Source organism: Paenibacillus sp. MER 99-2 (genome assembly GCF_023714095.1).
In the GTDB taxonomy this organism is placed as follows: Bacteria; Bacillota; Bacilli; order Paenibacillales; family Paenibacillaceae; genus Paenibacillus.
This window is the reverse complement of sequence record NZ_JAMAUZ010000001.1, coordinates 88,796-100,736: the sequence shown is the minus strand read 5'-3', so window position 1 is coordinate 100,736 and position 11,941 is coordinate 88,796. Positions and strand designations below refer to the sequence as shown.

The 11,941-nt window shown below is 46.2% G+C and carries 9 protein-coding genes and 2 riboswitches; of the genes, 4 read left to right on the top strand and 5 right to left on the bottom strand.

All coding sequences use genetic code 11. The features are described 5' to 3' along the window. The first annotated feature begins 39 nt into the window (after window positions 1–39). Both M3636_RS00470 and M3636_RS00465 read left to right on the top strand, forming a co-directional pair. Window positions 40–2,067 (top strand): endonuclease MutS2, encoded by a 2,028-nt coding sequence (locus M3636_RS00470; protein WP_251380932.1) that lies wholly within the window; start codon window positions 40–42, stop codon window positions 2,065–2,067. Between the two features lie 135 nt (window positions 2,068–2,202). Then, window positions 2,203–2,457, top strand: a complete 255-nt coding sequence (locus tag M3636_RS00465) for a cysteine-rich CWC family protein (protein WP_128103225.1) — start codon at window positions 2,203–2,205, stop codon at window positions 2,455–2,457. A 65-nt stretch (window positions 2,458–2,522) separates the two neighbouring features. Here M3636_RS00465 and M3636_RS00460 read toward each other — a convergent pair whose 3' ends face one another. The 5 genes from M3636_RS00460 to gcvH form a co-directional block, all read right to left on the bottom strand. Beyond that, window positions 2,523–3,668, bottom strand: coding sequence for a mannitol-1-phosphate 5-dehydrogenase (locus M3636_RS00460; protein WP_251380931.1), 1,146 nt, complete (start codon window positions 3,666–3,668; stop codon window positions 2,523–2,525). Then, entirely contained in the window at window positions 3,665–4,099 is a 435-nt protein-coding gene (locus M3636_RS00455; RefSeq protein WP_128103227.1) for a PTS mannitol transporter subunit IIA, read from the bottom strand. The genes M3636_RS00460 and M3636_RS00455 overlap by 4 nt, the downstream gene beginning before the upstream one ends. 5 nt (window positions 4,100–4,104) lie before the next feature. Continuing rightward, window positions 4,105–6,198, bottom strand: a complete 2,094-nt coding sequence (locus tag M3636_RS00450; protein WP_251380930.1) for a BglG family transcription antiterminator — start codon at window positions 6,196–6,198, stop codon at window positions 4,105–4,107. Window positions 6,199–6,238: 40 nt separating this feature from the next. Beyond that, the gene (locus M3636_RS00445; protein ID WP_251380929.1) at window positions 6,239–7,693 is read right to left on the bottom strand and encodes a PTS mannitol transporter subunit IIBC; all 1,455 of its coding nucleotides are present in this window, start codon (window positions 7,691–7,693) and stop codon (window positions 6,239–6,241) included. A 510-nt stretch (window positions 7,694–8,203) separates the two neighbouring features. Further along, window positions 8,204–8,596 (bottom strand): glycine cleavage system protein GcvH, encoded by a 393-nt coding sequence (gene gcvH / locus M3636_RS00440; protein WP_128103230.1) that lies wholly within the window; start codon window positions 8,594–8,596, stop codon window positions 8,204–8,206. 341 nt (window positions 8,597–8,937) lie between these two features. Beyond that, window positions 8,938–9,061: riboswitch (glycine riboswitch) on the top strand. 3 nt (window positions 9,062–9,064) lie between these two features. Continuing rightward, window positions 9,065–9,164: riboswitch (glycine riboswitch) on the top strand. 243 nt (window positions 9,165–9,407) lie between these two features. Here gcvH and gcvT point away from each other — a divergent pair. Continuing rightward, on the top strand, window positions 9,408–10,544 hold the full coding sequence (gene gcvT / locus M3636_RS00435; RefSeq protein ID WP_251380928.1) for a glycine cleavage system aminomethyltransferase GcvT: 1,137 nt from the start codon (window positions 9,408–9,410) through the stop codon (window positions 10,542–10,544). Next, window positions 10,541–11,896: an aminomethyl-transferring glycine dehydrogenase subunit GcvPA gene (gene gcvPA / locus M3636_RS00430; protein ID WP_251380927.1), complete on the top strand. Its 1,356-nt coding sequence runs from the start codon at window positions 10,541–10,543 to the stop codon at window positions 11,894–11,896. The genes gcvT and gcvPA overlap by 4 nt, the downstream gene beginning before the upstream one ends. The last annotated feature ends 45 nt before the right edge of the window (window positions 11,897–11,941 follow it).

Below are 11,941 nucleotides of genomic sequence, written 5' to 3'. Positions count from 1 at the left end.
AACCAAACACCATATTTTAATATTAAGGAGAGATCCCCCATGAACGAAAACACTTTACGCACACTTCATTACTTCGAAATTCAAAAAAACGTAGCCTCCTGCGCCCGATCTTATTTGGGCAAGCGTCATGCGCATAATATGAAACCGATGAATGATGTCCATTGGATTCAGACACGTCTAGAAGAAACAGCAGAAGCCGCTCTCATGCTCCGTTACGGCGCAAGCATTCCCATTCCATCCCTGGATGGCATGGAAACCATCATGGATCTGCTAGGCACAGGATATTTGTTCAGTGAACGTGATTTCAGTCATCTTGCACAATTTCTGCGAAGCTGTGCGCAGCTGTTGAAGTATATGGAGGGTAAATCCGAGATCGCTCCAACGGTCAGCCGTTATGCTGCATCTATGATGCTGATGGAATCGTTGCTAAGCGAGATTGAACGTAGTATCCACAACGGACGTATTCAAGATCTGGCGAGCAAAGAGCTTACAAGAATCCGCAAAAAAATAATGGTAAATGAAGAGCGTATGAAGCGTAAGCTCGATTCACTGCTCAGCAAACATCGCTCCATCATGCAGGAAAATGTCATTAGTCAACGTAATGGAAGAACCGTACTACCGATCAAGAAGGAATTCCGCAAGCTGGTCAAAGGCAGTGTGTTAGACGAATCAGGGAGTGGGCAAACGGTGTACATTGAGCCGGTAGAACTCATGAGTCTTCACAGTGAACTCGCTACATTGCAGGGGGATGAATCTCGAGAAGAGATGAAGATTCTTGGCGAGTTGACCACACTCACAGAGTCATACAGTCGTGAAATTGCTCTGAATACCGAGACGGTGGGCATACTAGATTTTCTACTGGCAAAAGCAAAATATGCGGTCACGATGGACGGACGCGTTGTTCAAGTTAATGCAGAAGGAAGAGTTCAGATCCAACGTGCACATCACCCATTAATGGGCGAATCTATGGTTCCACTGGATTTTACAATCGGCACGAACTATCGTTCACTCATTATTACAGGGCCAAATACCGGGGGGAAGACGATTGCACTCAAGACACTTGGGCTACTTACCCTTATGATGCAATCCGGGTTGCTTGTCCCTGCTGGAGAAGGTGGCACGATGTCTGTATACAGTGAAATTGCGGTGGATATCGGAGATGGTCAGAGCATGGAGCAAGCACTTAGCACGTTCTCTGCTCATATTCGCAACATGATCGGTATTCTGGAACAGGCTAATTCCTCAACACTCGTACTCATTGACGAGATGGCTTCTGGTACAGATCCAGGGGAAGGAGTCGGATTATCCATCGCGATGCTTGAAGAGTTACATCGACGCGGAGCAACGGTTGTAGCCACCACTCATTTTGGAGAAATCAAGCATTTTGCCGCTGCTACACCAGGTTTTGAAAATGCTCGGATGGAATTCGACACGGCAACGCTCCAGCCTTTATATCGGTTGCGAATTGGAGAAGCTGGACAGAGTTATGCTTATGCCATCGCACTCAAACTAGGAATGGCACAACACATTATTGATCGTTCCAAGTCTATCTCCGATCAGGGCGTTCAACAGAACCATTCATCAACAGAGAAATGCATAACAGAGCATTTACCAACCCTATCAGGTGAAACAGAAGCAAATGTATTCGTTCAATCGGAAGCAACAGATGCACCGCCAGTGGCTGACATAGCCAAACCGATCGTGCCTACTAATGCTGCCTCTCAGACTACATCGGCAATGAAGTCTATGAAGGCCGAAGAAACAGAGACATCTGTACCAGCGACTGTATTCCAAAAAGGGGATCGAGTCTATATTGGTTATCTTGATCAGACGGGAACCGTGTGTGAAGTCGAGGATGCTCGTGGCAATATCGGGATTATGCTGCGTGGTCGCAAGGTTAAAATTCACAAGAAGAGATTGAAACTGCATATTGCTGCAGACCAACTCTACCCAGATAACTATGACCTCGACATCGTATTCGAGAGCAAAGAAAACCGGAAGAAGCGTAAGTTGATGGGACGTAAACATGTGGAAGGACTGCAGATTGAACTGCCCCCTGATGAGTAAACAGTGAAATAGGATACTAAAATAGATACCGTGGTGCAAAGTTCACTCCCTGCTTGTAAAACACATATCTGTTATACTGGAATTTGTATGTATTCACTTCAGATCGTGTTTATTAACAGGGAGGGAAAGAACCAAATGTCTTCAGAACAGGATGCTACTCATCATCAGAATACCGATGTTCTTGTCTGCCCGTTATGCGGAGAAGCTAATCGCTGTTCCTATGCGGCTGGACACCCTCATTCGGAATGCTGGTGTAACCGGGCTACTTTCCCCGAAGGTATATTTGACCGTATTCCAGCAGAACAGCGCCGCAAATCATGCATATGCCAGCGCTGTTTGGATGCCTATACCAACAAGCTTACATTAAAACAAGAGCCATACAGTCGTTAACTGTACGGCTCTTGTTTTATGATGCATGCTACCATGTTAGATCATGGCTACTTTGACCCACTACTTTACATTTCGTGGTATTGAGCAACAGCTTGTTTAAGTACCGGATGATGCTCATCCATGGACGTATAATGCTGCAGTGCAGCAGCAATCCCCTTCTGACGAATCATGTCCTGCAGTTCAACAGCTTCCGGATCATCGGAAACATCGAATTTGCAAGCTGCGGCCATGCCCATAGCCAGATAAGTTGTTTCCGTTCCATCCGCATATGCAAGAAGAGCCGGGCGAACCAGACGATCATTCGGGGACAGCTTGCGCAGCGGGGAACGACCAACACGAGTAACCTCATCCGTGATATACGGGTTGACGAACCGTCCCAATATTTTCAAAATATACTGCTCATGCTCTTCCGGATTGAATCCAAATCGCTTCACCAGCACTTCTCCGGTTTCCTGCAAAGCACCATATACAATGGATTTTACTTTTTCATCGGCGATAGCCTTCTGAATGGTGTCATACCCGTGCACGTTACCAATATACGCAGCAACGCAGTGTCCTGTATTTACAGTGAACAGCTTGCGTTCGATATACGGCTCCAGCTCATCAACATATACAATGCCCTCAACCGGTTTGAATGCAGGAGCCATCTGAGAACGATCCACCACCCATTCATAAAAAGGCTCCACCTGTACATGCAATGGATCTTCATGGTGCTGAATAGGTACAATCCGGTCTACAGCCGAATCGGGAAAATAAATGTACTGATCCGCAAGTGAGCGTACTTGCTCATCAAGCAGAGCATATACATGCTCTTTCAGTTGCGTACTGGCTCCAATTGCATTTTCACATGCAATAATATGAAGAGGTTTCTGAACAAGATCCGAGTGAAGTCTCGCCTTAAGCCCCTTGGCAATGCCTGGTGCAATATATTTCAGCACACCCACACCAACTGCAGTTGTAATCAGATCTGCTTCCACAACCGTTTGGGCAACCGTCTCCAACTGGGTTCCATCGATTGCGTTTACACCCGTAACGGTCTCCTGATCCTTACTCTCGTTAGCCAGTTCCACCGTATACTGTCCTCGTTGCTGTAGAGCCGATACCAATTCCTGATTCACATCTGAGAAAATAACCTCGTATCCTGCACGAGACAGTATTAACCCGATAAATCCGCGTCCTATGTTACCTGCGCCAAAGTGTAAGGCCTTCATAGTTCCATTTCACTTTCCAGAATAGCAATAACTTCTTCCGCTGTTTTGGCTAGACGCAGAGCCTCCATATTTTCATCCTCAGCACAGATTACTGCAATGCTAGTCAGGATCTCCATATGTTCCCCACCTTGAGCCGCAATACCAATCACCATATAAGCTTTTTCCTCGCCAAAATCCACACCTTCTGGATATTGAATGACTGAGATACCTGTGGATAAAATGAATGATTTAGATTCCTTCGTACCGTGCGGGATCGCAAGGCCATTTCCTACATAAGTTGAAACAATCTCTTCACGCTCAATCATTTTCTCGATGTAATCAGCGGTAATATGACCCGCATCCTTCAAAATCTGTCCTGCCATACGAATCGCTTCGTATTTATCCTGAGCCTTCGCATTCATAATGACTTTATCTGTTGTTAAAATACTCATAATGGTTAACCTCCAATTTCGGTTTTACTGCGATAGAATCCAACGAGTTCCTTGGACAGGTAATGAATGAGTTCATCCCTGACTCCCTTTTCCAGCAATGTAATCATTTCTTCCTGCAATAACAGTGCGCTGATCTCACTAAGAACCTCCAAGCTTTCCTTGGATAATTCTCTCGGGCCCAGCATCAAGAGAACATGGGTAACTCCTGCCGGATCAGCTGACGTACGAAGGAGCGGCTCCGTGAGCTGGAAGAGACTGATCGACGGACGATAGATTCCCTCACTGCGTGTATGAAACAGCGCAAGTGTTGTACCCGGAATCTTCTGACTCCCTACTGCTTCACGTTCCTCCAACCGTTTCGCGATTTCCTCTGGTTCCTTCAGCACCCCGGATCCATGAAGTACGTTGCACATCGCATACACCGTTTTATAGAAACCGGCACCTTGATTGTCCAGCGGGTAGACCTGAAACTTGCCAATGATTCGGACGATTTCAATCAGAGTGGCTTCCATTCCGTCTGGATCCGAGTAATGACTTGGCGTCTGGGTTTCTGTTTCCCTTGACTTGTTATGCTGTCGTTGTAACGTTGTTGTTCTAATAAAATGACGCAGATGTTCACTCTCTTCTGCTGTAAGCAGTGGACTCACTTTGTAGTACTGATGCTCATCCATCGGCAGATCAACAGTGGATAACACCAGATCGTATTGATCCGTTGGAATCCGGGTAGCTTCATACCAGGAGACGCTGTCTATAATTCGAATCTCGGGAAACTCCTTCGTCAGTCGGCTGGACAGCATGCGTGATGAACCAATTCCGCTTGTACAGACAATGATCGCCCTGATTTCCCGTTTTAATGTGCGTAATCTCTCGATGGATGCTCCAAAGTGCATGACTAGAAAACCAATTTCCTCATCGGGAACATCTATACCTGGCCAAGCCTGGTACACGGATTTTTTGACATCTTCGAACAGTGAATCATAATCCTTGCGAATCTGCTGCAGTAGTGGATTACGGATCATCTGTTGTCCTTCAATACGTTCCATTACAGGTGCCATATGCCCAATCAGACCTTCACGAAGCATACGATCCTCATGAAAGGCATAATGGGTTCTCGCCTGCATCTGATCAATCAATGAATGTACCCTATCGAGTAGAATCAAGTCGTCTATTGGCAACAGCCTTGAAGAGTGTATCCTCTGCTCTGTCTCAATTAATAATCTGTGAAAATAAGCCTGCTCATCTTGGGAAAACGTCAGCCCTAGCTGGGTAGATAGTACGCCGCACAATCGGGATGCCATATAAGGCGGAACCTTCATCTCATCCTGCTCCGCAACGTCATCTCTCGCTTTCTCACGTGGAGAAAGACGACCAATGCCAAAGCCTTTACGAATACGTACAACCGCAACGGATAATTGAATCAGCAGTTTCATATATTGCCGTTCCGGGATGTTCTCCAGCCATTCGATATCTGGTTGCCATAATGCATTTTCGACTGTAAGCACATCACCATGCCCAATCATATTCAGCAACTTCTGGTTTACGATGGAGCCCCCTTGTTCAGGCTGTCTTCCGAACAGATCGGACTCATCCAGAAATTCCAGAGCAAGCGCAGCTATGGCAGTACGATGAATCGTCTCATTTCCGTTAATCTTGACTCCATATCCACGTCTGCGAACCAGCTTTAGTCCAGCCTGACGAATCCGTGACTCCAGATCATCGAGATCATTGGTCACCGTTGATACTGTCACTTTCAGATCTGAAGCTAGTGCAAGCAGCTTTACAGGTTCCGACTCATCCAGCAAAATACAAAGCATGAAGAGCTTACGCTCTTCCGGCGTAAACTCAATAGATTCCTTACCCTCTAATTGCTGGCGCAATACGGCCAGATTACCGGAACCGGCATCAATTCGAATACCGGTTCCTGATTTTTTTTCAAGCCTCATGCCCAAAGGTTCCAGCCACTGTTCAATCATCTGAAGCTCTCGGTGAACTGTTCGCGTACTAACTTTGACTTCAACGGCGATCTCACCAGCAGTGACTTCTTGTGGATGCTCCAGCAGAAACTCCACGATTTCACGTTGTCTTTTGGTAATACTCATATCTCTAGCCTCCGGCTCAGAGAAGACGAATGCGTCCGATTTATTTCAGTCGTTCAACGAGCGCATCGTATTCCGGGCTTTTTAGGAAGTTGTCAATGGATATATGTTCTGCGTTTGGTGCAACGGAACGGGCACGATCGGTTAATGTTTTCTGTGTGATAACCACATCTGCATCCTGCGGGATCTCACTGATGGCGGTATTGGTCACCGCAACGTCAATCCCTTCCGCCTTCATTTTCTTACGCAGAATGGAAGCGCCCATTGCACTTGATCCCATGCCTGCGTCACAAGAGAAGACGATTTTTCTCACATCTGTCTTCACTGTAGAAGCAGTACGATCCGCAACTTTGTTTTCTTCACCGCCATTAGCCGTAATTGCAGCATTTGGCGTAGTTCCTTGACTCTTCATATCCTTCATTCGGCTGGATGCAGCCTCCAGATCTTCGTCCTTTTGTTTACCGGTTTTCAGCAATACTGCTGCAATCAGGAAGGATACTACCGCTGCTACAAGCACCCCTGCAAGCATAGGAAGATATCCGCCTTTTGGTGTTAGAGCGAAATAAGCGAGAATACTACCTGGTGATGGTGCTGACACCAATCCTGCTCCAGTAAGCATAAATGTTAATGTACCCGCAACACCGCCGCCAATTGCGGCAAGAATTAGAATCGGTCTCATCAGAATGTAAGGGAAGTAAATTTCATGTATTCCCCCGAAGAAATGAATAACAACCGCACCTGGTGCAGAAGACTTAGCCATACCCCGTCCGAAGAAGCAGTAAGCAAGCAGAATACCCAGTCCCGGACCCGGGTTGGATTCAAGCATGTATAATACAGATTGCCCTAATTCTCTTGCCTGATCTGTTGCAATCGGTGTGAGAATTCCGTGGTTGATCGCATTGTTCAGGAACAATACTTTACCCGGTTCAATGATCAGGTTAACCAGTGGCAACAAGCCCAGATTCACTAACCCCTGTACTCCGGCAGATAATACTTTACTAACTGCTTCTATAGCAGGCCCGATGCCCACGAGAGCAGCAATCCCCAAGATTCCACCTATAATACCTGCGGAGAAGTTGTTAACCAGCATTTCAAATCCAGCTTTAATTTTACCCTCGATGGATTTATCAAACTTCTTGATGATCCATGCTGCCAGCGGTCCGGCAATCATCGCTCCGAGGAACATCGGAATATCGCTACCCACGATGACTCCTATGGTCATTATGGCACCCAGGACACCACCCCGTTGTCCATGTACCATTGTTCCGCCTGTGTAACCAATTAATAGTGGGAGCAAGTAGTTTATTATCGGTCCCACAAGCTGTTCTATCGTCGCATTTGGATACCAGCCTGTTGGAATGAACAGAGCCGTAATTAATCCCCAGGCGATAAAGGCGCCCATATTCGGCATGACCATACCACTCAGGAATCGGCCAAAACGCTGTACACCTACCCGTAGCCCACCTTTAGAATTGGACGTTTGGTCCAAATTACTCATTGTTATATCCTCCTTGGATCAAGTCATTATGATAATGAAAGGGGTATCATTTTGCCCCTGCTGCAATCCTAAGCGAGAATGCTCTCCTGTTCAATAAAATGAAAGCGTACTTTCGTCATGAACAATGATGACAACATTAGGTTATGTAATCATAGTTCGTCTATGCATAATGGCTGGATACGTTGATACACAAGGATTTTTTCGCCTATGACTTATGTCACTTTCAGAAGCAATTTCTGATCCAGAACTGGATTCAATCAGACAATTAACAACCAAAATCAGTGTGAGTTATCATTCCCAACAATCCTCAGAGAGCACAAAAAACCTGTGCAAGCATCTGGCTCACACAGGTTAAAATGATATAAAGCAACACTCTATATGTTATTAAATGAGTCCATTTATAACCACTAAAGGTTGATTTTTGATCTATATCTGGCTGCGTTTGCAGCACCAAATAAGATATTATGAAATCGATTCAAACATATGTTAATAAGTCCATTTCAGAACATATTATTCTTCCGTGTGTTTGCGATAAGCATCCGCGTTCATCAGCTTGGATAAGGCTACACTCAAATCGCCATCCACCCGGATCTCAATCATCCATCCTTCTTCATAAGGAGAGCTATTCACAAGCTCTGGTGAGTCTTGCAACGCATCATTGATCGCAATAATGGAGCCACTCACAGGTGAAAATAAATCCGAAACCGTTTTGACGGATTCAATCGTACCAATACTTTCTTCCGCTTGTACACTGGATTCAAGATCAGGCAATTCAACAAACACAATGTCACCCAGCTGATGCTGTGCGAACTCGGTAATACCAATACGTACAGTATCCTCCCCTACGGTCTGCACCCATTCGTGCTCTTCACTGTACAGGAAATCACTTTTCAATTCGCTCATCGATATCCGCCTCGCTTTTCATTAATGAGTGCATGCGTTCTTTGGCCAAATCCCTTTCCCCAGAACATAGCGTATGATATTTTCGAATCAAATGTCAAGATACCTTACAATTTGTTCATATTTTCTGATCAAAAGCGAGATCATCTAAATACGAACTTACATATACTAGTTATTATTGGAATAGTAAGCGCACTCTTTTTATTTAAACGAACATTAAATTGCATATAAGCTTAAATTATTCGTCTTTCTTTGAAATCAGATGACATTGTTCTTGACATCAGCAGGCAATTCGCGTATTAATGAAAGGAGTAAAACTGTTTTCGTTGTGTGCAATATCGCGGATGAATGTAAAGGGAGAGATTACCCAAGCATCTGGATCTGGATGTTCATGCGGTAACGCCGAAGGAGTAAACCACCCGACAAGCGGGCGGTGAATCTCTCAGGCAAAAGGACTTTTACGGGACGCAACTCTGGAGAGCATCTACCCGCCCGGTACGGGCGTTAAGATCACCCAAGGGGAAACCTGCTGCATTGGCGGCGGGGTAACTCTCAGGTACCAAGGACAGAGCCTAAGAATACAGCGTGCTTCTGGCATGCAGTTTCTTTGGCCTGTCCTTTTCCTTTTTCCCAAAAAAGATAAACACAGCAACCAAACCGTGCAGCATAACCGGATCTCAGAAGTACGATTTTACGTACGATTTATATTCATTACTCAAAATACTTATACCACTCTAATAACGATCATGCCTATTCAACATTAATCCATATGCAGCACATTCAGCCGCTTGACGGCTAATGAAGAGGTGATTTGATGTCCGATTTACTTAGAACTCCACTCTTTCCCTTATATCAACAGTACGAAGGCGTACGTTGCATTGACTTTGGTGGCTGGGAGCTTCCGGTACAGTTTAGCGGAATTCAGAAGGAACACGAAGCAGTTCGTGAACGTGCAGGGCTGTTTGATGTATCCCATATGGGCGAATTCACCGTACAAGGTGAACAAGCGGAGGCTTTTTTGCAGCACATGACCACCAATGACGTAACCGCACTTGTTCCGGGTCAGGCACAATATACGTTGATGTGTTATCCCGATGGCGGTGTGGTCGATGATCTACTGGTGTATAAACTGGAGGAACAGCACTATATGTTAGTTGTTAATGCCTCCAACATCGATAAGGATTGGGCATGGCTAGTGGAACATCTCGCCCCTGGGGTAACCATGACAAATGACTCCAAGCAGACTGCTCTTCTAGCACTGCAAGGTCCATTGTCTGTTGATATTCTCCAAAAAGTTACGGACATTGATGTAGCTACCATTGAGCTGTTTCGTTTTGTACAGGATACGGAAGTATGCGGTGTAAAATTGCTGTTATCCCGCACTGGATATACCGGCGAAGATGGCTTTGAGCTGTATGTTCCAGCAGATCACGCAGCTACAGTGTGGAATGGATTGATGCAGGCAGGGGAAGAACACGGATTGGTTCCGGCTGGACTTGGTGCACGGGACACCCTGCGCTTTGAGGCAAAATTGCCATTGTACGGGCAGGAACTGTCACCCACGATCTCCCCGCTGGAGGCAGGTGTTGGCATGTTTGTGAAACTGAATTCCGGACCTTTTATCGGACACGACGTTTTATCACAGCAAAAAAATGACGGGACTGCTCGCAAATTAGTCGGCATCGAAGTGCTGGAGCGCGGGATTCCACGTCCCCATTACCCTCTCTACGCAGATGGTGTACAGATTGGTGAAGTAACGACAGGCACACAATCACCTACGCTAAAAAGGAATCTTGGGCTAGCCCTTATTGACAGCAAATATGCTGCACTAGGTACGCCACTGGAGATTGAGATTCGCGGCAAAAAGCTAAAAGCCGAGGTCGTAAAGACCCCTTTTCATAAACGGACACGCACGCCTAAGACACCTACTCAAGGAGCTGATCAAGCATGACCAAGCACCGTTACATTCCTATGACCGAGCAGGATCAGAGCGCTATGCTGGCAACAGTTGGTGTGGAAACGATCGAAGACCTCTTCCGAGATATCCCGCAGGAGATTCGTTATCAGGGTGAGTTACCCGTATCCTCTCGGCTAGATGAATATGCACTTACGCGTCATATGTCCAAACAAGCTGGTGCCAATGCCAACTTCGAGACACACGCAAGTTTTCTGGGTGCAGGCATCTACGACCACCATATACCTTCTGTCATCAATCATGTGATCTCCCGTTCGGAATTCTATACTGCATATACACCGTACCAACCTGAAATTAGTCAAGGCGAGCTTCAAGCGATATTTGAGTTTCAATCATACATCTGCGAATTGACAGGCATGGCCGTTGCCAATGCAAGTATGTATGACGGTGCCACCGCTTTTGCAGAAGCAGGGAATTTGGCAGCAGCAGCTACTCGCCGTAAACAATTGATCGTATCTCGTACCGTTCATCCGGAAGCACGTCAGGTACTGAAAGCCTATGCTCATGGTCTAAGTCTGGAGATCGTCGAGATCGGGTATCAAAATGGCGTAACTGACTGGGATGCCTTACAAGCCGCCATCTCGGAAGACACGGCAGCAGTCATGATTCAAAGCCCAAACTTCTTCGGTGCCATTGAACCTATCCAGCAAGCAGCTGACCTAGCTCATGCACACAAAAGCCTGCTTGTAGTAAGTGCGAATCCACTTTCACTAGGATTGTTAGAGGCTCCTGGGAAGCTTGGCGCTGACATTGTTGTCGGTGACGCTCAACCTTTGGGGATCGCCGCATCTCTCGGCGGACCAACATGTGGATATTTTGCTGTATCACAGGCTCATATGCGCCGTATTCCTGGTCGAATTGTAGGTCAGACGACTGACCGTAACGGCAAACGTGGCTTCGTACTAACACTACAGGCACGCGAACAGCATATCCGCCGGGAAAAGGCGACGTCTAACATTTGTTCCAACCAAGCATTGCTTGCACTGAGCGCATCCGTATACATGTCTACAATGGGAAGACAGGGCATGATCGATGTAGCGGATCTCAATTTGCAGAAGAGTCATTATGCACTTGAAGTGTTCAAAGCTATACCTGGTGTAAAAGCAACCTTCAACGCACCAACGTTTAACGAGTTTGTCATTCAGTTGCCTGAAGGAACAAACGTCGATGCCCTGCAACTAGAGTTGCTGGATAAAGGTTTTATCGGTGGATACGAACTCGGTCGGGATTATCCTGAACTTGCTGGACATATGTTACTCGCAGTAACGGAGCGACGCACCAAGGAAGAAATTGACGAATTCGCACGAGCATTGGAGGGATCGTTGTGACTCAAGAAACGAAGACAGCAACAGGACAAACCGAGTTAACGCATT